This is a genomic window from Vibrio sp. YQ_11, assembly GCF_043103065.1.
Taxonomy (GTDB): Bacteria; Pseudomonadota; Gammaproteobacteria; order Enterobacterales; family Vibrionaceae; genus Vibrio; species Vibrio parahaemolyticus.
Genome location: NZ_JBICJM010000036.1, coordinates 202,728 through 228,304, shown reverse-complemented (window position 1 = coordinate 228,304; position 25,577 = coordinate 202,728). Strand labels below are relative to the sequence as shown.

Here is a 25,577-nt window from a genome sequence, read left to right as displayed (position 1 = left end):
ATTATCGGTATGAGATCACCATGCAATCAGACCACAAAGAAAAAATCGCCATTCTCGTTGACGTTCAAAACGTTTATTACACTTGTCGTGAAGCGTATCGCAGTAACTTTGATTACAACCAGTTTTGGTATGTCGCGACACAAGAAAAGGAAGTAGTAAGCGCAAAAGCTTATGCCATTGCCAGTAACGATCCGAAGCAACGCCAGTTTCATCACATTCTAAGAGGTGTGGGATTTGAGGTGATGTTGAAGCCTTACATTCAGCGTCGAGATGGCAGCGCCAAAGGGGATTGGGATGTCGGTATCACGCTCGATGCGATTGAGATTGCGCCTGATGTCGACCGCGTGATTTTGATTTCTGGTGATGGCGACTTCAGTTTGCTGGTGGAACGTATTCAGCAGCGCTACAACAAGAAGGTCACCGTCTATGGTGTACCAAGGTTAACCTCGCAAACCTTGATTGATTGTGCTGATAATTTCGTCGCGATTGATGATGATTTCTTGCTGTAATCATTAGACTAGACAAAGAAAAGGCGAGTCATTCAGGCTGTACTTATGCGTACAATGACTCGGCTTCCAATCTTACTTTACAGGTTGTTTATGAAGGAATGATGATTTGTCCTAGTACGTAACCTAAGCAACACGCGCCGATCACACCAATCAAACCTACCGACATAAATGAGTGGTTGAAGTACCACTTACCAATCTTAGTTGTACCTGATGTATCGAAGTTGACTGTTGCGATATCAGAAGGGTAGTTTGGAATAAAGAAGTAACCGTACACCGCTGGCATTAGACCGATAAGCAGTGCAGGATCCAGACCCAAGCCAAGACCAACAGGCAGCATCATACGAGCCGTTGCTGCTTGAGAGTTCACCACAACCGATACAATGAACAACGCAAGCGCGAACGTCCAAGGGTAGTTCGTTACCATCTCTACAATGCCAGATTTGAATTGAGGCATTGCGTATTGGAAGTAAGTATCAGACATCCATGCGATACCGAAGATAGCAATTGCCGCCACCATACCCGATTTGAATACCACACCGTTTGGCACGTCACGCGGGTCAGTTTTGGTTGCAAGAAGAATGATACCGCCGAAGCAGAGCATCATCATTTGAATGACAACGGCCATGCTAATTGGCTTCGCGCCATCCACAATGGTACGAATGTCTGGCCACATCGCGATAACGACGATAACCAAGATAGAAGCGATGAACAGCAACACAGAGTTGCGAGCACTTGTTGGTAGCACTTCGTCAAGAGACGTTGCAGTTGTGTTGAGGATCTTTTCACGCCACACAGGATCTTTCAAACGCTCTTGGTATTCTTCATCGTCTTCCAGTTCTTTACCGCGTTTGATGCTGTAAAGTGACATTAGCAACGTACCGAATAGTGTTGCTGGAACCGTAACGAGCAAAATAGAAAGCAGAGTGATCTCGTGCTGAATATCAGAGAGTTGCGCTAAGTAGTAAACCACAGCCGCTGAAATTGGTGAGGCTGTGATTGCGATTTGAGAAGCGACAGACGCCGCCGCCATTGGACGCTCAGGACGAATGCCGTTTTTCAATGCAACGTCGCCAATGATTGGCATAATGGAGTAAACCGCGTGACCTGTACCGAGCAAGAAAGTCATAAAGTAAGTCACAAAAGGAGCGATCAGGGTGACGCGTTTTGGGTTTTTACGAAGCACACGTTCGGCAACCTGAAGCATGTATTTCAAACCGCCTGCGGCTTCAAGAATCGATGCACATGTTACAACCGCTAGGATGATCAACATAACGGTGACAGGAGGGGAGGTTGGCGGCATCTTAAAGATAAAGACTTCAATCACCAAACCAATACCAGATACGACCCCGAGGCCGATACCACCATAGCGTGAGCCGATATACAGCATCACGAGCAAAAATAGAAACTCAAGATACAACATGTGGATTTCCTTATTCAAAACAGAGGGCTATATAGCCAAATTACCTAGTTATATTGTCCCGATATTCAGATGGAAAATACTTCATGTTGTTCACATTCCGCTGGATAAGAAACAGCAAGATTCAATTATTGGCAATAACTCACGCTATCAGAGCGAACTGTTACAGAACTTTTACCAAGGTGTTTTTATGCTGTGGCATTTTTAAATCGAAATACCTCAAAACCTGCTGATGATTTAATCATTTGTTGAATTTTATAGTGTGTCGTTTTACTCAAGTGGTTGAGCAACGAAATAGATACTGACTTGTCGCGCCGGTCAACGGTATATAAAATGCACAAATACAAAAGATAATAGTTTGCATTGCGATTCATGGTTAAGTATAAAGGGGGCAGATCTCAAACCGTAACCGCACGCAATCATGTCCGAGCCATTTTTCCCGCAACTCTTTCAAACATCGCAAACCATCACTCCTTATTTACATGGCGATATTGGTCGCATTGAGTCGGATGCCATTCATATCGATAATGATATCAATCCCATCGTTCAAGAGTTGTATCGTCAACTTTCTGAAACGTATCCAGAGGCCGGAAGGGCGTATTGGCTCACAAGAACATGGGATTTGCTCTGTTGGCAGCCAATCTACGTTGCGCTTGTCTCTATCTACGGTTTTCAATCGCTCCCGAATTTACGCAATATGGCGCAGTACTTACAGCCCTGCTTTGTAAGAGGATTTCGCTTTGCGGATCAGGAACATATTCAAGGTGATCACACAATATTGATTACGCAGGCAGGGCGTCAAATTCGAGCTTTGTTCGATTTTTATCAAGAACAGATGAACGAGTGGATTCGCATTCGTCCGGGGTTTACTCATCAGTTGATGTCAGACGGTATTTTGGCGTGCTTGTTAAGGTTACAGCAACATTTCCCTCAACTGACCGATGCCATCATTAAAGAGCACGCTAGCTTGTGGCTTAGTGCTCTGGGGCTGGATGAGCGTCATATCGATGCTTTGCATGGTGTGCCTCACGAGCAACCGCTCAAATTGGTCAGAAAAAGCTGCTGCTTGGTGTACAAGTGTGAAGGAAGAAAGCTCTGCGAGGACTGCCCTAGAGCAGCAAAAAACCGTCAGTTAATCATGCAAAAGAGCAATGGTTAACAACTTGTTAACCTATGTAACAGTGCTCGATTTGTTATTGATAATAAGTATCATTGTCGATTCTTTGGCTACAACAAAAAGATAAATACAATGACAAATAGGAAGTTCTCTTTAAACCTCATCGTATTAGCGATGAGCAGTGGATATGCAGCGCACGCATTGGCTGCGGAACAAGCTCAGCAACTGGCGTCTCAAAACGCAGCAGATGAACAGTTAGTTGTGGTTGGCAGCGTCATGCCAAAATCCATTTCTGATATTCCCGGTACGGTTTGGTTTGTAGGGCAAGAAGAAATTGCTCAACAATACCGAGCAGGTAAAACTCTGGGTGATATTCTTTCTGCGACGATCCCTTCTTTAGATGTTGGCACTGGCGGCCGGACAAACTACGGCCAAAATCTGCGTGGCAGAGCCATGCTGGTCATGATTGATGGCGTTTCTCTGCAATCTTCTCGTCCTATCAGTCGTCAATTGGATGCGATTGACCCGTTCAACATCGAACGAATTGAAGTGCTTTCAGGCGCGAGCTCCATTTATGGGGCTGGTGCGACGGGTGGTGTCATTAACATCATCACTAAAAAAGCGTACTCAGATGAATTGGCGTTTGAATCTTTTGTCGGCGGTACGTCAGGCTTCAACAGCAGCGATGATTTTGACTACAAAGTCGCACAATCCGTTGCTGGTGGGAATGACATCGTAAAAGCACGTGGCTCTGTGGTGTATTCCGAGACACAAGGTGCATTTGACGGAAATGGTGACATTGTCACGCCAGACATTTCTCAAGGTTCTCTGCAATACAACTCAACGCTTGATGTTATGGGTTCGGCAGAGATCCAAATCTCCGATGCCAGCAAGCTAAACCTAGTCGCGCAATACTATGACAGCCAGCAAGATTCGCCATACGGCTTGTACATTGTTAATAGCAAATTTGTTGATGTGCGAAAAGGGTTCGATTCCGATCGTGAGCATGGTACAGAGCGTGTACTTTTAAGTGCAAACTATGCACACGACAACGTATTCGGTCATCAATTGATTGGTGAATTGTCTTACCGTAGCGAAGATCAAACCTTTACACCGTATTACCAAAGCTCTTCACAGCAAGAAACCGAAGTGTTTGCGGGGCGTTTAGCGCTGGCGAAAAGTTGGGGGGCATTCAGTGCCGTTTACGGTGTGGATGCATACCTAGATCGATTCGATAGCAACCAAGCTTTGTTCGACAAAACCATTGCAGACAACTCAGGTAACCTAATTAACCGAACGTATGCGGAAGTGGGGCGTTATCCTGGTGTAGACGTAACATCTTACGCGATGTTTGTGCAAGGTGATTACCAAATCAATCAAGATTGGTCTGTGCAGGCGGGATACCGTTATCAATATATGGACAACAAGATTGATGATTTTGTCGCATACAGCGTGCAGAAGAACATTGTTTCGGGCAAAGGTGTGTCTGCCGATGCAGTGCCGGGTGGCAGTACTGATTACTCGGTGAGTTTGTTTAATGTTGGGACAATTTATCAGTTGAATGATGAATCTCAATTGTGGGCGAACTTCTCACAAGGTTTTGAATTAGCAGACCCAGCGAAATACTACGGTCAAGGCAGCTACGAGGCCGTTGATGCCAACGGGCACTACGCACTCAAAGACAGCATCAACGTAGCCGATTCAAAAATGTCGGGCATTAAAACGGACAGCTACGAAATTGGTTATCGCTTAGATACCGATACTGTCGCACTGCAAGCGGCGGGTTACTACTCGGTGTCGGATAACTCCATCAAGTACGATAAAAAGACGCTTCTAATTACCAACGTCGATGACGAGCAACGCGTGTACGGCGCAGAAGCAAACATCAATTATTGGGTAAGCAGCGACATCCTACTGGGTGCTTCTGGTCATTATGTCGTGTCTGAGCTAAAAACTAACGGGAAGTGGGAAGACTTAAGCGCAGGTAAAGCAAGCACATCAAAAGCGAACGCGTGGGCGGCTTATTATCAGGATGATTATTCAGTGCGTCTACAAAGCCAAACGATGTTTGATTACGAAGATGATGCCAACAACAAGCTTGATGGTTACACCACGTTTGATCTGCTGGGCAATGTGAATTTGCCAGTTGGTCAACTTGGCTTTGGTATTCAAAACCTGCTTGATGAAGATTACACCACGGCTTGGGGTCAACGTGCACAGATCTTGTACGCCGCTCACTACGATGCGGCGGCGTATGATTACAAAGGTCGAGGTCGCACGTTTACACTGAACTACAGCCTTGAATACTAAGTTCAATATTCTTTTCTAAAAGTAAAAAAGCCGCATTATGCGGCTTTTCTTTTTAAGCTTGGTCAGCAGTTGCTGTCTCTACAACGTTTTCAGAAGATTGCTGTTGTTCTTCGGCTTCCATTTTCGCGCGCTCAGCTTTAGAGATGTAGCGCGGTTTGTTGCTTTTATGCAGCTTCGCGTTGTGCTTCTTCTGCTTCGCTTTTAAGATCTGATTGATTTTCTTCTTGCGGTTCATGGTGTTGGTCCTTTAATTTAGCGGGGCAGGATAGTGATTTTTCATCCAAGTTACAACCATAATGGAGTTCGTATGAAAACTTTGACCACCGAACGATTGATACTGCGTCTAGTGAGTGTAGATGATGCGCCATTTATATTGGAGCTCTACAACCACCCTGACTTTTATCGCTTTGTTGGGGATAAGCAAATGCGAACCGATTACGAAGCGGATCGTTACATCAAAGAGAACATGCTGCGTATGGAAGAAAAGAAAGGTGTGAGCTTGCTGGTGGTTGAAGATAAGCAGACAAAACAGCCGCTAGGCATTTGTGGGTTAGTGAAGCGTGATACCTTGAACGCTTACGACATCGGCTATGGTTTTCTTCCTTCAGCTTACGGCCAAGGTTTTGCTATAGAAGCAGCAAAGGCAGTAGTCGAGTACGCGAAACAAGCGATGCAACTTAGTCAACTGGTCGCGATTACGAATAATGATAATATTCGTAGTATAAGTTTGCTGAAAAAACTCGGTTTCGAATTTGAACGTGTTGAGCAGCAATATGATAATGGCTGAACTTTAGAACTCTACACTCTCCAACTGTGATTTTGGGCAATACCATGAGCGATATTTTACTTGGCAAACTCGCCATCGAATTTAAAACCGTCAAAGCGATGGTGGAGGTGTATTGCCATGATCATCATGGAACCAAAGATGCGCTGTGCAGCGAATGCCGTGAACTGCTTGATTACGCGGAAGTGCGATTGGACCGATGCCCATACGGAGAAGAAAAACCGACGTGTAACAAGTGCCCAATCCACTGCTATAAACCCGAACCTAAAGAACAGATGCGTTTAGTGATGCGCTATTCAGGCCCGAGAATGTTACTCAAACATCCGATTCTGGCAGTTCGGCACCTGCTGCACGAGAAACGCGAGGTTCCTGAAAAACCAGCTGCCAATGCATCGAACCGCCACAAAAGAATCAATGAAGAACGCGATACTAAGAAGTCGTAACGACGGTTAGATTCTTTATCCAATACTTTTGCGTATATCGACGATAACACAACGCCAACTTAACGACTTCCTCTGCAATCATCAGTGCATACACGTACTTAAACTCCCAACCAAGAACAAACGCAGCGATTGCACAAAGTGGTAAGCCTGTCATCCACATGGCGATAAAGTCCATGCGTAAGCAGAATACGTTGTCGCCACCAGCTCGAATAATCCCGTTAATGATGATCATGTTCAACATACGCAACCAAATCGCGCAGCACAAAATCATCACCGCAGGGGCTGCGAGTGGGTAAAGCTCAGGGTTATCTAAATTCAATGCTGCAATGATCAACTCACGATTAAGAAGCAACAGTGCTCCGATGGAAATACCAAACACAAAGACTGCTTTGATAAAGAATTTTGCCATGTATTCAGCTTGCTCAAAGGCATCACGCCCCAAGGATTGACCAATTATCACAGAGCATGCCACAGAGATCCCAAAGAAAATCGAGTAACAGAGTGATTCAAATGGGCCGAGCATACTAAACACCGCCAATTCGGTTGTCCCCATGTGGCCAAAAATCATCTGATAAACCATGGTGCCGATTGCCCAAAGTAGCGCACCTAGCGTCATTGGCAGCGCAAGACGACGATAAGACAGCCACAGCGAAGGGCGTTCAGAGCCTTCTTTTACTTCCAGCAACCAGTGCTTCCGCCAACGCATGTAGGCAATCATGGCGAGTACTTGGAACAAACGAGAAATGGTCGTAGCGAATGCCGCACCAGCGACCCCCATTGCTGGGATGCCAAAGCCGCCTTTGATTAACCAGAAATTCAAACCAATATTAAGGACGATGGTCATTGCCCCCATTAATAGCGGAGTGACGGTGTCTCCCGAGGAGCGCATGCTGGCTTCGAGCACGATGACGATATGCGTAAGCAACAGCACCGGAAACGCATACCACAAGTAAGTCGCACCCAACTCAATCACTCGTGTATCGCTGGTTTGTAAACGTATGATGAGTTCGCTACCAAGCGTGATGATCAACGTCACTGGGATAAGCACTTTTAAGCCAAATCGGATGGCGATTCCAGTGACGGTTTTGGCACTGACGGCATCATTTCGCCCCCAATATTGAGCAACGAGCGTGCCGTTGGCAGAGGCTAGACCGGCCATGATCATGATCGCCACGAAATGCCATTTTGACGCAATTCCCACAGCCGCTGTCGCTTCTTTACCAAAGTCACTAACCATGAGAACATCAGCCAATGCCAATATCGCGACAAGCGCGCTTTGGATTGCGACAGGAAAACCTAAGCGAATAATCTGACGTAACAAGTCGCCAGACATAGGATTTGCTTGATTTTTGATGTCAGTATTGTTCGTCATAGTCACTCCTCATTTTGTGGGGGAATATAAAACCAACCGAGGCATAAATACATGTTCGAAAATCGACAAAACCTGTGCGAATCCGTCATTGGTCAATTCTCTCCTCAACATGAGTGGCACGATGACGTCTACCTTGCGCCTGCGTGCAAAGAACGTTTTCTTACGCTAACGGAAATTCCAGAATGGCAACGTGCCGATATTTTTATGGCGGGATTGGCTGAGCTGCACGACGGTTATCACGTTGAGCGCGACAAGGTGGGCGTGCATACGTTGTTATTCACGTTAGAAGGCGGCGGTGTGTTGATTACGCCGAATTGCGTTAAGGAGATCGAACCCTACACGCTGACCATCTTGCCCGTAGACACTTGCTTTCGTTTCGAGATCAACCCGCGTTTGGGAAGTTGGAAAATGGTCTGGTTGCTGCCGCAAAATGCACCTGCATGGCATCATCTCAATGATCTTGGCCAGTGCGTGATTCCATTTCGTGGCTCAGAACAGATTTGGTCGTTGATGACCTTACTCTACAACGAAATCGGCGGACGCTCTGGTTTTCGTCAGTTATTGATCAGTGAAGTTCAACGGTTGGTGCAAAGTGTAGAAACGCCAATCAGTACGTCGCTTTCGCGTGTTCAGACCTTGTTTAATGAGATAGAAGGGCAACTGCATTTGCCTTGGACTGTCAGTGAAATGGCTAAGCGATGTTTTATTAGTGAAGAACAGCTAAACCGTTTGTCGAAACAGCTCTTCAATATGAGTCCGAGGAGCAAGTTGATCGAGCTGCGAATGCACAAAGCTGCGGACTTGTTGCAATACCGGGCGTGGTCAATTGCGATGATTGCCAATAGATTGGGATACCGAGACCCGTACAACTTTACGCATCGATTTAAGAAGTTCTACGGCATTTCACCAACACGTTATCGAAAGCAGTTAATGGAAAACGCATAAAAAAACGAGGGCAGATAGCCCTCGTTTTCAATGGTCATTTGGTTGTTTTAGCTTTATAGGCCCGCAGCCATTTGCTGTTTGGTTTTGCTCGCTGCAAGCAACATGTAAACGCATGTCGCTACCAAAGCCGCAAACAAGTAACCCAACAAGCCGTGTACTTGGCCCATAAATTTGTCTGCGACTACTGGGCCTGCTACTGAGCCTACGCTGTAGCTAAACAGCATGACTTGAGTTGCAGAGACAATAAAGCGTTCATCAAGTCCTTCACAGCCGAGGTTGATTGCCACTGGATATAGAGCAAACGTGGCCATGCCCAATAGGAAAAGCGACGCCGCCAACACTGCGGTAGACGTAGAGATGAACGTCAAACCGATAGAGAAAATACCCAAAATACAGAAGAACGCCATTAAGACTGTTCGGCTCATGTATTTGTTTAATGTGGTCACCATAGGTTGAACCAACATACCGCCAAGGATCACCAACGCCATAAGCGTACCAATGTCTTGGTGGGTAATTTTACGGTTCGCCAATTCAACAGGCATAAGGCCGTAAATCGCACCCAAGGTTAAACCAGATACGACGCAACCGATGATCGCTGCATGATTGAGTTTTGCAATCTGTTTGAATGACAATGAAGTCGATTCATGGCTGTTCGGTTGTTCGCAATCAATAAACATCAGTACCAGCATCGCCATTAGGATCAATGTTGTAATCGCAACAAAGGGTACGCCGCCACTTACGCCAAGAACGCCAATACCAAATTGACCTAGAGCCGAGCCGCCGTATAGAGAAAGCATGTATAGGCTTAGGCGTTTTGCGCGTGATGCTTCGTCGCCTGACATCAACCAGGATTCAACGATCACGAACACACCTGCAACTGCTACACCAGCAATAAAGCGCGCAACGAGCCAAACTAGGCCATTCGGGAATGCTGGTAGAGCAACGATAGTGAGCGAAAAGGCAGCCAAACAGCCAATAAATGCTTTGCGGTGGCCAACATTACGAACAATACGTTCGATAAACATGGCACCAATCAACAAGCCGCCATAAAACACGCTCGCCAACCAACTCGCGTAATCAGCAGAGATGTTGTATTCGCCGAGCATGAGTGGGATCAAGCTCATCAAATAGCCTGAAGCAACCGCGTAAAGAGACAGTGCGACGACTGGAACTGTAACTCGTGGTGATGCTGCAGAAACGACTGTGTTTTCCAATGTTTTGCGCCTATAAATTAAGAGAAATCTAGGGGTTATTCGGCGCGAATATGAGGCTAATTAGTAGGCATGTAAAATGATAAATTTGTGTCGTATCGACAAATAAAATTTGTCGATATTATATGGCAATTTGCTGCATAAAAAAGCCTGCCAGACTGGCAGGCTCAAGGCTAGAATTATTTTGTAAGTGCTTGATTTAACCATTGATCAAACTGCGATTTAGGCAACGCACCATTCAGCATATCAACGCGCTGACCGTTCTTAAATACCATGATGGTTGGAATGCTGCGAATACCAAATTGCGCCGCAAGCTGTTGTTGGGCTTCAGTATCAATCTTTACAAAACGAGCCGTTCCTGATTGTTCTTGCGCGACATCCGAGAAAACAGGAGCAAAGCCGACGCACGGATTGCACCATGGAGCCCAAAAATCGACAACAACTGGCGTTGAGCTTTCTAATAGTGCAGAAAAGTTATCGAGTGTACCTTCAATAGGCGCGCCATCTAAAAGCGGGCTCTTACATTTACCGCACGTTGCAGATTCTGCAACACGCTCATTAGGGACACGATTTAAACCGCCACAAGATGGGCAACGAGTTTTAAACGATGACATGACTTCTTCCTTTATAACAACTTGATGAAAACATGACTTACCAGTCAGCTTCATAATGCGTATACTTTCTTTTTACTTGCAAATTTTATGGAATAGCAAGTTTTATAATAGAACCGGATCAGGTTCTTAGATATTTCATTAAAATACAACAATAAATAGGTCTGCGATGACAAATTACTACGCTGAAATTACAGGTTGGGGGAAATGTGTTCCGCCAACCGTGCTCTCTAACGATGATCTTAGCACTTTCCTTGATACTTCAGATGAGTGGATTCGCACCCGAACAGGTATCGAAAATCGCCGTATTAGCCATGTAAATACTTCAGATATGGCGACAGTAGCTGCTCAGCATGCGTTGGCAAGAGCAGGCGTTGAAGCAAGCGAAATCGACCTAATCATTGTTGCAACGTGCTCTCCTGATTCACTTATTCCAAACATTGCGTCTAAAGTGCAGCAAAATCTGGGCATTCGCTCAGCGGCGGCTTTCGACTTAAACGCTGCATGTACCGGTTTTGTATACGGCCTAGAAACGGGCACGCGTTTGATTCAGTCCGGTAACTACCGACACGCCATCATCATCGGTGCGGAACGCTTGTCTTTCTACATTGACTGGGCGATGCGTGATACCGCGGTTCTATTTGGTGACGGCGCGGGTGCGGTGGTTCTATCTCGCACAGAGAAAGAAACGGGCTTGCTGCAATCGCAAATTGGTTGTGATGCCAAAGGTCGCGATATTCTTTCTGTACCGAAGTTTGGTACTTGTATGGACCGCTTTGCGGAAGATAACGGTTACTGGGATTTCAACTTTGTGGGTCAAGAGATCTTCAAACGCGCAGTGAAAGGCATGGGCCTAGCGGCGAAAACCGTACTGAAAGCATCTCAGTTGACGACGGAACAAATTGATGTCGTGATTCCGCATCAAGCGAACATCCGTATTATTCAAACGCTGTGCGACCTTTCCGGTATTCCTCAAGACAAAGCGTTTGTGAACATTCAAAACTACGGCAATACCTCTGCGGCAACGGTGCCAATTGCATTGTGTGAGGCGGTAGAGCAAGGCCGAGTAAATCCTGGCGATAACATGCTTCTGGCTGCGTTTGGTGCAGGTTTGACGTGGGGTGCAGCAGTGCTGAAGTGGGGTGACCGCGTAACGCCAATTGGTGAAAGTGATGCGGCTCTGCCTGAGTGTGAAAAATCCGCGCTAGAATTACTTGAGCGCGCTATCAAGCTTTGTAACGAACGTCGTCGTGACGAAGTTTAATGAACGTTCGTTAACATAGATGATATTGCAAAGGGAGCATTGCGCTCCCTTTTTGACAATTAAATAAACGAAACTGAGCCGCTTGGCTTAAGCCATAAAGCCAAGGTTAGATGTGGTGAAATTACGGATGTTCGGGAATACGTATTCCAGTGCGGCATTGTCACTCACTCCCATCCACTGTGCGAGAGTTGAGCCAACTTGGTCTGCGGCAATAGTCGGAATCAATCGACCTTTTGAGTAATCATCTTGCCCTCCAAGTGTTAACTCTGGCCACGTACCGATCGGCGCACTGCCATTTACCGCACCACCTATCAATAACTGATGACCGCCCCAGCCGTGATCGGTACCGTTACCATTATTGATTATTCGTCGACCAAAGTCAGACATCGTAAACGTGGTCACGTTTTTACTCATACCGAGCTTATCAACTGCGCGATACATGGCATTTAGGTTGGTGGCGAGATCTTCGAGTAACAAAGGGTGTCGCGCAAGTTGCGAGTCATGCAAGTCGTATCCTGTATGTTTTACAAAGAACACTTGTCGCTGCTGACTAAGCGCACTCTGGCTGGCGATCAATTTGTACACGGTCTGCATTTGTTTGCCGAGCGTAGAAGAGGAGAATAAAGGCGCGTCATCGATCAGTTTCAGTTGCTCCGCGAGGATGTTGCTCATCATCATGGATTCGTCGACCATCAAATTAAAATGCCCACTGAACGGGTTATCTGCGCTTTGTGAGAGCAGTTTTTGATAAATCTCTTCGTAAAGTGGATTTCCAACCGCCGTCAATTGAACCGCTTTGTCTTTTTTGAGTACGGTCTGACGGTGCTCCATGGCCTTCAACCACAACGTATCGCCATGCACACTATACAGCGGTGTGATTTGAGCGTCTGACGTTAGCACATCGAGCATGCGTCCAGCCCAACCTAAATTCGTAGAAGCATCCATCCCACCGCGCAGCCAAGATGCGGTCTGTGAGTTGTGAGAAAACAGCTGCTCTGGCAATGGAACATCACCTTGTTCGATGGCTTGTTTTGTCACAGGTTGGTTGAGAATGCCGCTATTAAGCACCAAATTAGCATCGCCTTGTTGGAATAGCGGAGCAAGTGCCGACAACTTAGGATGCAGCCCAAGCGGAACGGCGTTGTTGTTTGCGTCGTTCGCATTCAATCCAATGGGAATAATGGTATTTTTGGCAACAGAAAGAGATCCTCTCACATTGGCGTACTGGTTGTAGTGAAAATCAGATAGCGGCAATATGGTATTAATCGCGTCGTTTCCGCCAGCTAAGTACACACAGATCAGCGCTCGGAAATCATTTGAAGGCGCGGCAAGTGAATAACCCGGCAATCCGAGTGAAGCGATCGCCCCAAACGATGCGGTGCTTTTTAGAAAGTTACGTCTCGAAATGTCCATAATTCACCCCTAATCCTGAATGTAAAACTCATCGCCAGAAATCGCAGTAAAGATAACGAGTGCGAGTTTTGTTGTTGGTACGTAATCGGTTCGATACTCATCCGACACTTCTAGCAAAAGCGCTTTGAGCTCAGGCGAAGCCGTGCCTGCAAAGAATCGTTCATCGACACGCTCAACGAGAGCTTCGTGATCATCGAGTAGGGAATACAGTTCGCTAAAGTCCAGCGTATAAGTATCGCCACCACCCGAGCGAGTGCTACTGAGCATGAAATTGACCAGATCGGTATACACTGACCAATCGAGCAATTCGTATTCGGGTGACACCATGCCTGATTGCACAAACTCATTCGAAGGTTGATAGTCTGGCGAGTAGAAATTAAATACTGAAGGAGAGCGCAGTGCGCCTTGTTCTGCGGTGTTCATCACTGTTGTTGCTCCGTCATAGCGCGCAGCGGTAAGTGTAAAGCCTGCGGCTCGGTGGAAGTTGGTGAGCACCAAAATGGGCTCTTTCACTTTCATTGGCGGCGTGTTGGTTAACCCCATGGCTTCGTTATCAAGTAAAACCGCGCGGATCACTGCGCTTAAATCACCTTTTACCCCTTTTCCGTTGTTGTTGAATACGCGAGCAACTCGCGCAACGTACTCCGGGCTTGGGTTAGAAGAGACGAATCGTTGAATCAAAAACTTCGACACAAATGGCGCAATGTTAGGATGAGACATCAATATATCCAGCACTTGTGAGAGCTCTTCTTGGGCGGTCAAACCCGCAGGAATGGTTGTTCCCAACACGGTTTTTTCGTTGGTATCATGTCGGCTGTTTATCACGCGCATGGGTTCAACAAATGCCGTGTCTGAATTTTTCCAACCAGTTAGCGCACGGGCCAGTTCTTGGATATCAGTTTGAGAGTAGGTCGGCAGCGGTTTTCCGGTTTTAGGATCACGTTTTACACTACCATCAAGGTTTAGCTCGTAAAGTCCTAACGTAAAAAGCTGCATCAGTTCTCTGGCAAAGTTTTCATCCGGTAGCGCGCCTGTTGAAGTATTTTCCTTAGTGCTGCCCATCATCGATAGGTAGTTGCCCATCGCCGGGTGGATAGCCACTTCGTGTAGAAGATCACGATAGTTACCAAAGGCGTGCTTCACCAACACATCGTAGTAGTCCACTAGGCCTGTTGGCTTGCTCGATAGTGCTCCGCCATAGCGCGAAACCACGAGTATTTGGCTTAACGCAAACGCCATTCGCTGACGAAGCTGGTCTTCTGATGTGAGAACAATTTGATACCAAGCATTTTCTCGATTTGCTTGTGCTCCTTTGCTAAAAGGAGTGTCGTAGAGAGGACGATGATAGGTCGCCGGAAGAAGAAGTTGTTGTTTGAGCCAACTTTCAATGCCAACTTCTTCGACTTGATCAATCAAGGCTGGCGTTGGTCCAAACGTACTTTGATAAAGAAAGCGCGCATTGATGAAGTTAGCGGAATCCTCTTCTGAGGAAGCGGGCCCTGCATAGCAGAGCAACATGGCTAAGAATCCTAGCACCCAACAAGAAATTCCATTTTGTTTCTGACGTCTCATAGTTAACTCGCTTACCCAAAGGAACGACTTAAATCCATTTAACGGGAGTAGTGACGCTCGTGTGAGCTTTAAAATAAATTTAGAAAAATCAAGCAGCTGCAGAGGTGAGTATAGTCGCTATAAGTGACTAATAAAAAACACAATTACTGAAAATAGTACGATTTTGTAACGACAGGAATTGGTAATTTGAGATAACTTACTGAATTTTATGTATAGACAAAAAGAAAGAAAAACCGCGTAAGAAAGAGAATAATTGTGTACAGATACGGAACTGACGGTCAATTTTGCCCAATGTAAAGAGGCGGCTTTATCGATGAGAGCGAACTCGGTGTTTAAAACGAATGAGCCATGAAAGAAAATTATCGAAGAGAAGGATCTGAATAAGTGCCCCGCAGAAGTTCAGCGCTCAGAGAAAAACAAAAGGCCTTCTCTGAGCGGCGAGTCTGTTATTTACGCGCTAATTTATGATGAGCTCGGGAGAAGTGATCGGCACAAAATGCGCCAACAATCGAGAGTTCGCCAGCCAGACAAAGCGCAGCTGCTACTTCGGCTAAGGCTTTCGCTTTGCCGTTGCCGTGCAAACCCAAAATATCCAAACATGCTTTTTGTGTTGGAAGGCCTGTGCCCCCGCCAACCGTTCCCACCATGATGTTCGGCAAGGTCACGCACGCGTACAAGTTGCCTTGAGCGTCCACATCCATACGAGTGATACCAATGGCAGACTCTGCAACGCAAGCGGCGTCTTGACCACAAGCAATGTACAGCGCAGCAAGGGCGTTTGCGTAATGCGCGTTGACGCCAATTGTCCCGCTGAGTAAACCGCCCACCGTTGTCATTTTGCCAAATTGAACCATAGACTCCGGCGTTGTATGCAAGTATTTTTCCACCAACTCAGCCGGAATGGTCACTTCGGCGGATACTTTCTTACCGCGTACCGAGCGTAGTGTGTGCGCGTTTGGTTTTTTGTCGCCTGATAAGTTGCCATCCAAGAATGCTTGAGTTGGTTTGATTGGGCTGGTCGCCAAAACATGATGGAACACTTCGTTTGTTGCGATGGTCACCATGTTTTGTCCGGAAGCGTCACCGGTCACGTATTCAAAGACCAAATAAACGTGGTTTCCTTCGATATTTACATTGATGTCTTTGAGTTTGCCATGTGAGGTGGTGGATTCCGCAATTTGACGAAATACTTCAAACTGGGTCACAACCCAACTGACGAACTGGCCAGCGTTGGCAAGGTTATTAAAGGCGAACACTGGTGTTCTGCTCACCCCTTCACTTAGCAACAATGCGCTTGCGCCACCAGCGGCGGTAATAAGATTTGCGCCACGATTGTAGGAAGCGACTAACGCGGCTTCTGTCGTTGCGAGCGGAACCAAAAAGTCATCGTTCGCATACAAACCGTTGACGCGTAAAGGACCTGCGATGCCGACCGGCACATTGACAGTACCAATGAAGTGCTCGATGTTGTTGGAGTAAGCGTCGCTATGTGATTGTGTGAAAGGATCAAGAAGATGATCTTTATTGGTCACTTGTTCCAATACTTGCCAACGGCGCGCCAAATGCTTATCCGATAGGCCAGGGCTTAAGCAGAGACGTTTCTCTGGCTTGTGAAACTTCGGTTCTAATGCCGATTGAATCTTACTGCTGGTTTCGATATCGGAAAGGGCGGAGCTTTGAACAGGGTTATCTTGGTTTAACTTCGGCATACAAACGTTAACTGAAAAATCGAACCAGAGATTGTAGTGATTGGGGCTTTGATTACAACGTTGATTATACGTTTTGCAACAAATACCACTGTGCAAGCGCCTTTATTATCCAAGTGATTTGATATTGGAGCGGCGAATTTAACGGAAATCAATGGGTTTTGACAATGAATGTTGCAGTGAATAGAGGAATCTATGGTTCTCAGAGAACTTAGATGGTTTAGACCGCAGCGGCTTTGAGTCGATAAGGTGTAAGAATGAGTGTCTTAAAACCGGACAGGCTCAATCTATGAGAGGAATAAATTGTCTAACCCAGTCCCTTGGGTCAGACGCTAGCTTGAATCCGTTATTCAGAAGTTAGTTAAAGGCGCGAGCCACACGTCCCGCACTTTGAATACGGTAATGGCCAACGTAAGCAGGAACAAATACCGATTGTCCTTTCGCTGCGGTTAACGTCTCACCGTTATCACTGATGAGTGTCAGGTCGGCATCAATCGCCATCAAAATCTCTGCGCTGTTTGCCTCAACCACTTCATTGTTCGGTTGGTTAATAATGCTGAAACTAAAGTCTGCCACTGGAACGGGGTAAAGGCTTTGGCAACCATTTGCATTGGGTTCAAGTACAAGGCTGTTAAACGGCTTAGGCACAAAGTCTGTGCATTTAACCAGTTCTTCAACATCCATATGTTTCGGCGTGAGTCCTGCACGCAAAACGTTATCTGAGTTCGCCATGATCTCTAATCCCGTACCTTTAATGTAAGCGTGTGGCGTTCTTGCGCTCAGGAACATCGCTTCGCCAGGTTGCAGCGTGATGACATTCAACAGTAATGGCGCAAACAAGCCGACATCGCCGGGGTATTGAGTGGATAGATTCAAGATGAGCTGGAAAACATCGCTGTCAGTGCCTTGCTCCGAGTCAGTGCATTGTTCCGATTGACGTGAAGCGTGGGCAAGAAGCTGTTTCAGTGCTCGCTCTTTTGTTTCTCCTTCCATGGTCAGAATGTGCACAAAGAAATCTCGTAAACCTTGTGAGTTGATTTCGCGTTTGAATGCATCTAGCGGTGCGCGTAGCTCATCGATATCGCAAAGGCTAAATGCCTCAATAATCTCGGCATACGAGCGAAAACCGTTCATGGCTTGGTAACTTGTCAGCGCGTACACCAACTCAGGTTTGTGGTTTGGATCCTTGTAGTTACGATGGCTCGCGTTTAGTGGGATGCCAGCACTTTGCTCTTTTTCGAAACCTATTTCGGCATCTTGTTTGCTTGGGTGAACTTGAATCGACAGTGCATGTTCGGCCGCTAAGATCTTAAACAGAAAGGGCAGGTCGCCAAATTTCGCTGCGGTTTCTGCTGATAAGTAAGCGGGTTGGTTTTGTTTAATCAGTTCAGACAAAGGCAGCGTGTTTTGCTCAACCTGAACTTCAGAGCAGCCGTTTGGGTGAGTACCCATCCATACTTCTGCTTGAGGTTCATTTGTTTCGTTAGAAAAGCCAAACAAATCGTGAATAGACGAGGTGCTTCCCCAAGCGTAGTTTTGGATTTTGTTGTTCATTTGAAAGAAGCTATGCGATGAAATAGTGTTCAAATTCATGAATTTTTCCCATAGTTAACCCTCCGAACTGAATCGGAAGAAAAATTGAGCAGAGATACGTTAAATAAGGATGGCGAGCGCGGTTAGGTCACTCGCCAATTTGCCCGAAGGGCGATAAGTCGATTTACAACCGAGGTTTTGGTTCGAGTGGTTTTCGTGATGGTTGCGCTTGCAAAAATGGCAGCAACAAAAGGCCAATGACGGCTGCACAAACTGAAATGGTGATGAAGAAACCCGTCCAATGATATTCTTCAAGAATTAACGCCAGTGGATAACCAGACAATGCTGCGCCCATGTAGGCGAACAAGCCCACGAATCCTGTTGCCGCGCCGGCAGAATCTTTGTGAGAGCACTCAGCTGCCGCCATACCGATCAGCATTTGTGGACCAAAGACAAAGAAGCCGATGGAGAACAATCCCGCCGCTTGGAATGCAAAGTTGGTCAGAGGCATCAGCCAAAGCGCGGAGACAGATAAGAAAATCCCAATAGCGAACAGCAAGTTCATTGGCCCACGGTTACCGCCAAAGAGTTTGTCTGAGCCCCAACCCGCAACCAATGAACCAACAAAACCACCGATTTCAAACATAGAAAGGGCAGCGTTGGCGTTAATCAGGCTATAGTGATGCTGCTCGGTCAAGTACAGGTTTCCCCAGTCGTTGATTGCGGTTCGGACGATGTAAACCAACACGTAACTGAACGCGAGTAGCCAGATGTATTTGTTGTTAAATACGTACGATTTCAGAATTTCGCGGTAGGTGAGGCCACGTCCGTAATTTTCTTGCGCAAGTTCTAGTGCGTCGTTGCGCCATTGTCCGACACTTGGTAAACCCATTGTTGTGGGTTTGTCGCGCAATCGCCAACAAACGAATAGACCGAGTAATACCCCTATGATGCCGGGTAGAATAAAGCCTTCACGCCAGCTGTAGTGTAAGGTTAAATAGCCCACCAAAATAGGGATCAGCGCGCCACCAACGTTGTGTGCGGTGTTCCAAATCGCCCATAAGAAGCCACGCTCGGAGCGTGAATACCAAGTGGTTAACAGCTTGGAGCATGAAGGCCAGCCCCAGCCTTGGAACCAGGCGTTTAAGATCCACAGAGTAATGAAAGCCGCGAGTGAGCTAGAAAAGCCGAACGCGATATTGACCAGACCTGTCGCTATCAAGCCTAGCCCCATGAAATAACGAGGGTTAGAGCGATCCGAAATCGTGCCAGAAATAAACTTCGAGCAGCCGTAGGTGATGTAGAAAAGTGTACCGATAAGACCCAAATCGCCTTTATCTAAGCCAAGGTCGGTAATCATCGCTGGTGCGGCGTAGTTAAAGGTCTTACGGGTAAAGTAGAAACCTGCGTAGCCGATGTACATCCCCAACATAATGTGCAAACGCCAATGGCGGTAACGCTGGTCGATTTGCTCGTTGCTCAGACTCGGTTGAGTAAATTTAGGTGAACGTAAAAATCCAAACATCTTGAGTTACACCTTAGGTAAAGTAATGCTGATTTGTGTGCCGATCACTTGATCGCTGGTGGAGTAGATAACCATTTTTCCACCTAACGCGTGCACACGCTCTTGCATGCCGCGAACGCCCATGCCTTTCATGCTGTCCTGAACTTTGAAGCCGACACCATCATCGTGAATCATCAGTGACACCGCAGCTTCTCCAATTGTCAGTTCAATATTGATCAACTGCGCTTCTGCGTACTTGGCTGCGTTATTTAATGACTCTTGGCATAAACGGAATAGGGTGACTTTGAGTGTGTCACTCAGGCTGGTGTAATCGCCTTGCCAGTTCAATTGAACAGTTGTTCCGTGATTGGCGAATTCCATCTCTCGCGTCAGTTGCTCGACGGATTCTTTTAAGTCCAAATCATCCAGCATTTTGGGTCTTAGCTTGCTTAGCAGTCGCTTTGTGGTGTCGTACACGTTGAGAGAAAGCCCCTCAATGGTATCTGCGCAATGTGCGCTCATTTCTGCGTTATCGATGCGCTTGATGATGTTGGCTTGAGTACGGATAGCGGTAATGTTCTGGCCGATTTCGTCATGCAGCTCGCGGGCAATGTCGCGTCTTACCGATTCTTCCGCTTCGATAAGTTGACGAGACAGATTTTGATTGCGGGATAGCTCGCCACGCAGTTTGTGGTTGAGATCTTTTTGCTTTTGAACCGCCAAACCCAGCATGATGCCGGTTATGGTTTGAGCTGAAAGAGACAACAACAAATCGGTGATTTCTAGATTCGATACGCCGCTACGAGCCGCAATCAGCGCAATGCTGTTGAGCATGGTGGCGAGTAGGGCTCCTTGCCAGCCGTAACGAAGTGCCAGCACGATGATTGGGATAGCCATACAAAATGGCGCAAATCGTTTTAACTCTTCAGGCAAACTCGTTTGCACCAGAATGCTGCCGATAAGAAGTACGGAGTAAAACACTATGTGTCGAATGCTGAACACCACAGTGTTGTTCAAAAGATGTGACGTCAGAGGCGACCATCGGCTTTGAAAGAGGTAGTTCCACAGCAGGTAGCACATAGGAACCAGCATCAGCCCACCAGAAATACTGGCTAACCACACCATGTAAACAGAAGGCACGTGAAAGCCGACCGCCATTACGTTGATGAAGGCGGTAATGATGATCACAACGCCCATGACGGCTAAGTGGCGGTTTTGGTCACCGTAGTAGTATTTTTTCGCAATCAGTGTGACAGGGATGCTGGCAACGCTGGCGATCAGCACGGTGAGCCATTGAGGTTGCTCTAATAAGGTCGCCAGTGCAATCGTCAGCGCCCATTCTGATACGTAGATTGTTGGCCAGTAAGCGGTGCGAGTGTGCAGCGCAATCCCCAATCGTAAGGCGAATGGGAAAAGCAGAATGGCGAGCTCTGGATCGTTGACAAAGTAGTAGGCGATCACCCACAAACAGAACCAAGCACAGGCCATAACAAACAGGCCACAAATCGTTGTGACAGAATAGGCTCGCATTAAAAGGACTCTTGAGAGAATAGTTTGGCGAGCTCAACGTTGTTTTTCACGCCGAGTTTGTCGATGGCATTCGCTCGATGAACGTGTACGGTCTTGTGGCTCAAGCCAAGCTCTGCCGCGACAGATTTTACATCCAGCCCTTTGGCTAAAAGCTGGCAAACTTCATTTTCGCGTCTTGTTAGCTGGCAAAGCGATGCAGCTTTGTCACTTGGTGTTGCCAGTTTGATGGCAATGTCGGAGGTAAGATAGCAGCCGCCAGACGCACTGGTTCTCACTGCTTGAATAAGTTCGTCTGGGCTACAGCGTTTGCTTAGATATCCTTTTGCACCAAGTTTTAGTGATTTTTCCACCATTGCTGGGGAGTCGTGCACGCTTAGCATGACACAGGCAATGCCAGTTGGAATTTCGCTCAGTAAGTTTAATCCGCTCTCATCGGGCATGGAAATATCTAGGATGACGACGTGTGGGTGTACCGCAGGCAAGCCTGTGCGTGCTTCGGCGACAGAACCAAATTCACCAACAACGGTAATATCACTTTCTAAATTTAATAATTGTGCGAAACCAGAACGCACGATGACGTGATCATCAACTAGAGCAACATGAATCATCATTACAACCAAATAGAGCAGACAACAAACAACAATAAGCCCCAAAACGGAGCTAATAGAAAAACCTTTAATGATACTGAATTGATCAACTCATTTTAATGATCTTGCGCGCTTTACCGAAGTAAAGCGCGCAGAGAAGTTAGGCTTGGTTTTGTGCAAGTTGAAGCTTCTTCGCGTGTCGAATCTTCTTCTCTTCCGCGATAGCAACGAAAGCAAGCAAAACAATACAAATCATGGCGGAGGTATCTAGGGCTGCGAAGGTACCTTTCCAGCCTGTTAGACCGAAGATTGGTGTACCGTCTGCAATCATACCGAGACCAAGTTTCGCGAAGCTGTCACCGATTAGGTAAGCGAATGTACCTTTCACACCGTCAGCCACACTGATTGCTTTTTTAGGAACAAAACCAACCGCTGCAACACCGATAAGAAGTTGCGGACCAAACACCAAGAAACCAAGTACGAATAGAGACGACAAGTACATGAATTCATTTGTTGCGTGTTGGTAGAACTCAAGCGATACGATGATCAAACCAAGAGACACACAAGCAACCAATGCGCGGCGACCATTTGCTAGGTCAGATAAGTAACCCCACATCAAAGTACCCACAAGCGCACCAACTTCGAACAGAGTAAAGCCAGAGATTGCCGTTTCTTTTGACAGACCAAGTTCTTGGTACGCGTATACCGTTGACCATTGGTCGATACCGATGCGAACGATGTAAAGGAAGATGTTGGCAAAGCAAAGTAGCCAGATAACTTTGTTTTTAAGAACGTATTCAACAAAGATTTCTTTTTTGGTCATCTGGTTTTCTTCAGCGGCGGTGTCTTCTTCACTCACTGCTTCATCGAAAAGTTCTTCTACTTTACCTAGACCGTAAGCTTCTGGAGAGTCGCTACCAAAGCGCATACCGATAAAGCCAACGATGATCGCGATGATAGAAGGGAACACGAACATGCCGATTACGTGGCCGTCGAATAGGTAGTTAGCACCGAAAAGAGCAACACCCGCTGCGCCCGCACCACCAACGTTGTGTGACATGTTCCACAAGCCTAGGTAAGAGCCGCGCTTGTTACGAGGTGTCCATTTTGTAATGGTTGAGTAACTAGAAGGGCCACCAGTACTTTGGAAGAAACCACTTAGAGCGTAGAAAGCCACCATCAAGAACAGGCTTGCACTACCGCCGCCCATGCTGAAGCTGAAACCAAGCATTGCAAGACCAGAAAGGATCAGCATAAAAGGGAGGAATTGCTTGGTGTTCTTACCGTCAGCGTAGTAAGACACAACGGTTTTACCGATGCCGTATGTGATGGAGAAGCCAAGGCCAATAAGACCTAGGTCTGTCATGCTCAAACCGTAAGTTGAGATCATGTCGTTTTGCGCGACATTGAAGTTCTTACGAATCAAGTACATGGTTAGGTAGCCGATAAATACGACCAAGTAAGATTGGATGAACGGTTTAAACCACATCTTTCTTCTAACTTCGACAGGAAGATCGAGGGTCGGCTTCCGCACCTGTTCGAGGAATTTTAACATGATGAACTCTCTTGTAATTGTTTTAGAAACACAACGGAGACCGTTATGCGCTCTTGTTACCTTTGACTGAGCGGAATTCTAGAGAGTGGTTTTGTGAGGCACATGAGATGGTTGCCTAGATCGGATAGGAAAAATTCCTAGAAATGCCTAGGAAGGAGGAAAAGCGTGAAAAGAGTCACACAAAATCCTTACTAATCTATGGGTTTTTGACTGGGTTCTTATCGGATTGGAAAGCGTTCAAATGCAAGCGGGTTAATATGCGTAAGCTTAGTGCAGACAAGGGGTGAGCACGTTTGGTTGGAGAGAATAGTGGCTTGTCGCTAAGTATCAATTAGGAATGAGAAGCAAACAACAGAAACCCGGAGGTCTCTGTTAGAAATATTAGGAATTCGGCTAGGTTGACGTGTTAAGGCGCAGGGCTGTATAGACGCGGCGAGCCGTGTTTTGGCAAGTGAATTAGGTTCAAATGGTTTCTTCTTGCCCATTCGACGGTTAACGCTGTAGGTGCAGATAAGCAAACCAGAGTGGGGATACGCGCGCGAACGGCCTTGTGGATCAACTCTAAGCTGCAACGGCTTGTCATGATAGCGAAGCCACTTTGAGGCTCGATGTGATTGTTGGCCAATGCACCAATCAACTTATCTAGCGCGTTGTGACGGCCGATGTCCTCTCGGCACAACTTGATGTTGCCTTGTAAATCTGCAAATAAAGCGGCGTGTAACGCGCCAGATTCACGTGCGGCTTCTTGATGCAGTGCGACTTTGTCTCGCAGCCCTTCGAATACATCGGAGCGCGGAGGAAGAGACGGTGTTAGCGGTGCCAAATCAGGCAAAGCTTGTTCCAGAGCCTCGACGCCACAAATGCCGCATCCGGTTGTGCCTGCAAGATTCCGACGTTGTGTTTTTAACGCCCAGAAAGCGCGGTTGCTGATTTCCACTTCCGCATAGTGAGATTCGTGATCGCCACCAATTTCAATGTCTTTGATCTCTTTGAAGTCGTGGACGATGCCTGTGCTTAGGCTAAATCCTTTCACGAAGTCTTCCAGATGGCCTGGCGTCACCATCATGACCGCTTGGCTAATGCCGTTATAGCTGATAGCTAAGGCGGATTCACTCGCCAGCGACATTTGTTGCACTGGGCGGCCATCAATCAATTCTCGGTAATTGAACGCACTTGGTTGAGGTGGTGCTTGATTGAAATCGGACAGTTCAAAATAAGATTGAGTAGTACATCTCATGAAATCACCTCATAAGCCGTTATGTATGCCAAAAATTGACGTGTGGATTCTTGTTATCGATTAAATATGTTTTTTGCTTCTGCGAAGCACTGATCGGTTAGCGCGGAGAAGGGTTCTTGTTTTCGCTTTAACAAACCTAGTGGGGCGTGAACGGCGGCTTCTTCGATAGGGATAATGCGAAGCGTATCGTTCAACTCTTCCAATCCACAATTCAGCGGCATAATGGCGCAACAAAGGCCACTGGTTACTGCTTGGATCAAGTGAAAGGTTGAGTTACTTTCAATGACGGTTTGCGGAACCAGCCCTTTACTCACAAAGCTAAGATCAATTGAGTGGCGATAGTGCATGCCCTTCGAAAGCAGCCCTAGCGGAATGTTATTGAGTGACTCCCACAACACTTCAGATTCGGCAAAATCAAAATGACGCTCATCGAATAAAACGCCAAGTTTGGTTGAATCTAGCTCGATAACATCGAAGTAAGCGGTGTTGACTTGATCGACATAACACATCCCCAAATCCAGTTGATTGCGATTGAGTTGGTCTATGATCTGTTCGGTCGTCATGGAGAGTATTTGAAAGCGTAACTCAGGGAACTGTTGAGCTAATGGTTTGAGCAATTGCATAGGGTTTTGGCTGGCGAGTGGTACCATTCCAAGCCGAAGTGAACCGACCAACTGACCACGGCAGTTGGCGGCTTCGGCTTGCAATCCATCATGAGCTGCTAAGACGGTTTTTGCCCAAGCTAAAATGCGTTCTCCGGCTTCAGTAAATCCTTCAAATCGTTGACTTCTTTGGATTAATTCGAGATCGAGTTCTTCCTCTAAGCTCCGGATTCTCATGGACAAGGTAGGCTGCGTAATGTGGCACAATGCGGCGGCTTGACCAAAGTGTTTGGTCTGTTCAAGTGCGATGAGATATTTAAGTTGTTTGATATCCATAATGGCTTGTTAACCTTGC

The 25,577-nt window shown here is 46.6% G+C and carries 22 protein-coding genes; 7 read left to right on the top strand and 15 right to left on the bottom strand.

Annotation, left to right across the window (positions count from 1 at the left end; genetic code table 11):
* Nucleotides 1-20 precede the first annotated feature (20 nt).
* Nucleotides 21-509 carry an NYN domain-containing protein gene (locus ACF8EG_RS15515; protein ID WP_069507170.1) on the top strand — a complete coding sequence of 163 codons (489 nt, stop codon included), beginning with the start codon at nucleotides 21-23 and terminating at the stop codon, nucleotides 507-509.
* Nucleotides 510-597: 88 nt separating this feature from the next.
* On the opposite strand, the gene ACF8EG_RS15510 is transcribed toward ACF8EG_RS15515, so the two are convergent.
* Complete coding sequence (locus ACF8EG_RS15510; RefSeq protein WP_005460955.1) at nucleotides 598-1,929, bottom strand: anaerobic C4-dicarboxylate transporter; 1,332 nt, start codon at nucleotides 1,927-1,929, stop codon at nucleotides 598-600.
* A 418-nt stretch (nucleotides 1,930-2,347) separates the two neighbouring features.
* Between ACF8EG_RS15510 and ACF8EG_RS15505 the strand changes: the two genes are divergently transcribed.
* Both ACF8EG_RS15505 and ACF8EG_RS15500 read left to right on the top strand, forming a co-directional pair.
* Complete coding sequence (locus tag ACF8EG_RS15505) at nucleotides 2,348-3,085, top strand: siderophore ferric iron reductase (protein ID WP_029802319.1); 738 nt, start codon at nucleotides 2,348-2,350, stop codon at nucleotides 3,083-3,085.
* A gap of 90 nt (nucleotides 3,086-3,175) precedes the next feature.
* Nucleotides 3,176-5,353 carry a TonB-dependent receptor gene (locus ACF8EG_RS15500; protein WP_069507166.1) on the top strand — a complete coding sequence of 726 codons (2,178 nt, stop codon included), beginning with the start codon at nucleotides 3,176-3,178 and terminating at the stop codon, nucleotides 5,351-5,353.
* 52 nt (nucleotides 5,354-5,405) lie between these two features.
* On the opposite strand, the gene ACF8EG_RS15495 is transcribed toward ACF8EG_RS15500, so the two are convergent.
* Entirely contained in the window at nucleotides 5,406-5,588 is a 183-nt protein-coding gene (locus ACF8EG_RS15495; protein ID WP_005480281.1) for a DUF2986 domain-containing protein, read from the bottom strand.
* Nucleotides 5,589-5,660: 72 nt separating this feature from the next.
* On the opposite strand from ACF8EG_RS15495, the gene ACF8EG_RS15490 reads away from it, so the two are divergent.
* Nucleotides 5,661-6,140 carry a GNAT family N-acetyltransferase gene (locus ACF8EG_RS15490; protein ID WP_392419526.1) on the top strand — a complete coding sequence of 160 codons (480 nt, stop codon included), beginning with the start codon at nucleotides 5,661-5,663 and terminating at the stop codon, nucleotides 6,138-6,140.
* A 44-nt stretch (nucleotides 6,141-6,184) separates the two neighbouring features.
* Nucleotides 6,185-6,580, top strand: coding sequence for a nitrous oxide-stimulated promoter family protein (locus ACF8EG_RS15485; RefSeq protein WP_029802317.1), 396 nt, complete (start codon nucleotides 6,185-6,187; stop codon nucleotides 6,578-6,580).
* Here the strand turns inward: ACF8EG_RS15485 and ACF8EG_RS15480 are convergent.
* Nucleotides 6,567-7,913 (bottom strand): MATE family efflux transporter, encoded by a 1,347-nt coding sequence (locus tag ACF8EG_RS15480; RefSeq protein WP_392412386.1) that lies wholly within the window; start codon nucleotides 7,911-7,913, stop codon nucleotides 6,567-6,569. The genes ACF8EG_RS15485 and ACF8EG_RS15480 overlap by 14 nt on opposite strands.
* Nucleotides 7,914-8,003: 90 nt before the next feature.
* On the opposite strand from ACF8EG_RS15480, the gene ACF8EG_RS15475 reads away from it, so the two are divergent.
* Entirely contained in the window at nucleotides 8,004-8,897 is an 894-nt protein-coding gene (locus ACF8EG_RS15475) for a helix-turn-helix transcriptional regulator (RefSeq protein WP_053316402.1), read from the top strand.
* Nucleotides 8,898-8,950: 53 nt separating this feature from the next.
* Here the strand turns inward: ACF8EG_RS15475 and ACF8EG_RS15470 are convergent, their stop codons facing one another.
* Both ACF8EG_RS15470 and trxC read right to left on the bottom strand, forming a co-directional pair.
* Nucleotides 8,951-10,111 (bottom strand): MFS transporter, encoded by a 1,161-nt coding sequence (locus ACF8EG_RS15470; protein WP_005460918.1) that lies wholly within the window; start codon nucleotides 10,109-10,111, stop codon nucleotides 8,951-8,953.
* A 176-nt stretch (nucleotides 10,112-10,287) separates the two neighbouring features.
* Nucleotides 10,288-10,722: a thioredoxin TrxC gene (gene trxC / locus ACF8EG_RS15465; RefSeq protein WP_069507163.1), complete on the bottom strand. Its 435-nt coding sequence runs from the start codon at nucleotides 10,720-10,722 to the stop codon at nucleotides 10,288-10,290.
* A gap of 166 nt (nucleotides 10,723-10,888) precedes the next feature.
* On the opposite strand from trxC, the gene ACF8EG_RS15460 reads away from it, so the two are divergent.
* The gene (locus tag ACF8EG_RS15460) at nucleotides 10,889-11,983 is read left to right on the top strand and encodes a ketoacyl-ACP synthase III (RefSeq protein WP_021450860.1); all 1,095 of its coding nucleotides are present in this window, start codon (nucleotides 10,889-10,891) and stop codon (nucleotides 11,981-11,983) included.
* Nucleotides 11,984-12,070: 87 nt separating this feature from the next.
* Here the strand turns inward: ACF8EG_RS15460 and ACF8EG_RS15455 are convergent, their stop codons facing one another.
* From ACF8EG_RS15455 to ACF8EG_RS15410, 10 genes are all read right to left on the bottom strand, one after another.
* The gene (locus ACF8EG_RS15455) at nucleotides 12,071-13,396 is read right to left on the bottom strand and encodes a DUF1501 domain-containing protein (RefSeq protein ID WP_069507161.1); all 1,326 of its coding nucleotides are present in this window, start codon (nucleotides 13,394-13,396) and stop codon (nucleotides 12,071-12,073) included.
* A 9-nt stretch (nucleotides 13,397-13,405) separates the two neighbouring features.
* Nucleotides 13,406-14,968 (bottom strand): DUF1800 family protein, encoded by a 1,563-nt coding sequence (locus ACF8EG_RS15450; protein WP_069507158.1) that lies wholly within the window; start codon nucleotides 14,966-14,968, stop codon nucleotides 13,406-13,408.
* A 446-nt stretch (nucleotides 14,969-15,414) separates the two neighbouring features.
* Nucleotides 15,415-16,677: a hydroxymethylglutaryl-CoA reductase gene (locus ACF8EG_RS15445; RefSeq protein ID WP_069490342.1), complete on the bottom strand. Its 1,263-nt coding sequence runs from the start codon at nucleotides 16,675-16,677 to the stop codon at nucleotides 15,415-15,417.
* Between the two features lie 354 nt (nucleotides 16,678-17,031).
* On the bottom strand, nucleotides 17,032-18,267 hold the full coding sequence (manA, locus tag ACF8EG_RS15440) for a mannose-6-phosphate isomerase, class I (protein WP_069507156.1): 1,236 nt from the start codon (nucleotides 18,265-18,267) through the stop codon (nucleotides 17,032-17,034).
* A 124-nt stretch (nucleotides 18,268-18,391) separates the two neighbouring features.
* Nucleotides 18,392-19,732, bottom strand: coding sequence for an MFS transporter (locus ACF8EG_RS15435; protein ID WP_005480243.1), 1,341 nt, complete (start codon nucleotides 19,730-19,732; stop codon nucleotides 18,392-18,394).
* 6 nt (nucleotides 19,733-19,738) lie between these two features.
* Nucleotides 19,739-21,241 carry a signal transduction histidine-protein kinase/phosphatase UhpB gene (gene uhpB / locus ACF8EG_RS15430; protein WP_025817608.1) on the bottom strand — a complete coding sequence of 501 codons (1,503 nt, stop codon included), beginning with the start codon at nucleotides 21,239-21,241 and terminating at the stop codon, nucleotides 19,739-19,741.
* Nucleotides 21,241-21,849 carry a transcriptional regulator UhpA gene (gene uhpA, locus ACF8EG_RS15425; protein WP_005394558.1) on the bottom strand — a complete coding sequence of 203 codons (609 nt, stop codon included), beginning with the start codon at nucleotides 21,847-21,849 and terminating at the stop codon, nucleotides 21,241-21,243. The genes uhpB and uhpA overlap by 1 nt, the downstream gene beginning before the upstream one ends.
* A gap of 139 nt (nucleotides 21,850-21,988) precedes the next feature.
* The gene (gene uhpT / locus ACF8EG_RS15420) at nucleotides 21,989-23,383 is read right to left on the bottom strand and encodes a hexose-6-phosphate:phosphate antiporter (protein WP_005479317.1); all 1,395 of its coding nucleotides are present in this window, start codon (nucleotides 23,381-23,383) and stop codon (nucleotides 21,989-21,991) included.
* A gap of 406 nt (nucleotides 23,384-23,789) precedes the next feature.
* Nucleotides 23,790-24,620, bottom strand: coding sequence for a formate dehydrogenase accessory sulfurtransferase FdhD (fdhD, locus tag ACF8EG_RS15415; RefSeq protein ID WP_017447522.1), 831 nt, complete (start codon nucleotides 24,618-24,620; stop codon nucleotides 23,790-23,792).
* 53 nt (nucleotides 24,621-24,673) lie between these two features.
* Nucleotides 24,674-25,558, bottom strand: a complete 885-nt coding sequence (locus tag ACF8EG_RS15410; RefSeq protein ID WP_005460961.1) for a LysR family transcriptional regulator — start codon at nucleotides 25,556-25,558, stop codon at nucleotides 24,674-24,676.
* Nucleotides 25,559-25,577 lie beyond the last annotated feature (19 nt).

Excerpts from the sequence above, each read along its gene's own strand:
- ACF8EG_RS15515 (WP_069507170.1), top strand. The coding sequence starts at position 21 with ATGCAATCAGACCACAAAGAAAAAATCGCCATTCTCGTTGACGTTCAA.
- ACF8EG_RS15510 (WP_005460955.1), bottom strand. The coding sequence starts at position 1,929 with ATGTTGTATCTTGAGTTTCTATTTTTGCTCGTGATGCTGTATATCGGC.
- ACF8EG_RS15505 (WP_029802319.1), top strand. The coding sequence starts at position 2,348 with ATGTCCGAGCCATTTTTCCCGCAACTCTTTCAAACATCGCAAACCATC.
- ACF8EG_RS15500 (WP_069507166.1), top strand. The coding sequence starts at position 3,176 with ATGACAAATAGGAAGTTCTCTTTAAACCTCATCGTATTAGCGATGAGC.
- ACF8EG_RS15495 (WP_005480281.1), bottom strand. The coding sequence starts at position 5,588 with ATGAACCGCAAGAAGAAAATCAATCAGATCTTAAAAGCGAAGCAGAAG.
- ACF8EG_RS15490 (WP_392419526.1), top strand. The coding sequence starts at position 5,661 with ATGAAAACTTTGACCACCGAACGATTGATACTGCGTCTAGTGAGTGTA.
- ACF8EG_RS15485 (WP_029802317.1), top strand. The coding sequence starts at position 6,185 with ATGAGCGATATTTTACTTGGCAAACTCGCCATCGAATTTAAAACCGTC.
- ACF8EG_RS15480 (WP_392412386.1), bottom strand. The coding sequence starts at position 7,913 with ATGTCTGGCGACTTGTTACGTCAGATTATTCGCTTAGGTTTTCCTGTC.
- ACF8EG_RS15475 (WP_053316402.1), top strand. The coding sequence starts at position 8,004 with ATGTTCGAAAATCGACAAAACCTGTGCGAATCCGTCATTGGTCAATTC.
- trxC (WP_069507163.1), bottom strand. The coding sequence starts at position 10,722 with ATGTCATCGTTTAAAACTCGTTGCCCATCTTGTGGCGGTTTAAATCGT.
- ACF8EG_RS15460 (WP_021450860.1), top strand. The coding sequence starts at position 10,889 with ATGACAAATTACTACGCTGAAATTACAGGTTGGGGGAAATGTGTTCCG.
- ACF8EG_RS15455 (WP_069507161.1), bottom strand. The coding sequence starts at position 13,396 with ATGGACATTTCGAGACGTAACTTTCTAAAAAGCACCGCATCGTTTGGG.
- ACF8EG_RS15450 (WP_069507158.1), bottom strand. The coding sequence starts at position 14,968 with ATGAGACGTCAGAAACAAAATGGAATTTCTTGTTGGGTGCTAGGATTC.
- ACF8EG_RS15445 (WP_069490342.1), bottom strand. The coding sequence starts at position 16,677 with ATGCCGAAGTTAAACCAAGATAACCCTGTTCAAAGCTCCGCCCTTTCC.
- manA (WP_069507156.1), bottom strand. The coding sequence starts at position 18,267 with ATGAATTTGAACACTATTTCATCGCATAGCTTCTTTCAAATGAACAAC.
- ACF8EG_RS15435 (WP_005480243.1), bottom strand. The coding sequence starts at position 19,732 with ATGTTTGGATTTTTACGTTCACCTAAATTTACTCAACCGAGTCTGAGC.
- uhpB (WP_025817608.1), bottom strand. The coding sequence starts at position 21,241 with ATGCGAGCCTATTCTGTCACAACGATTTGTGGCCTGTTTGTTATGGCC.
- uhpA (WP_005394558.1), bottom strand. The coding sequence starts at position 21,849 with ATGATTCATGTTGCTCTAGTTGATGATCACGTCATCGTGCGTTCTGGT.
- uhpT (WP_005479317.1), bottom strand. The coding sequence starts at position 23,383 with ATGTTAAAATTCCTCGAACAGGTGCGGAAGCCGACCCTCGATCTTCCT.
- fdhD (WP_017447522.1), bottom strand. The coding sequence starts at position 24,620 with ATGAGATGTACTACTCAATCTTATTTTGAACTGTCCGATTTCAATCAA.
- ACF8EG_RS15410 (WP_005460961.1), bottom strand. The coding sequence starts at position 25,558 with ATGGATATCAAACAACTTAAATATCTCATCGCACTTGAACAGACCAAA.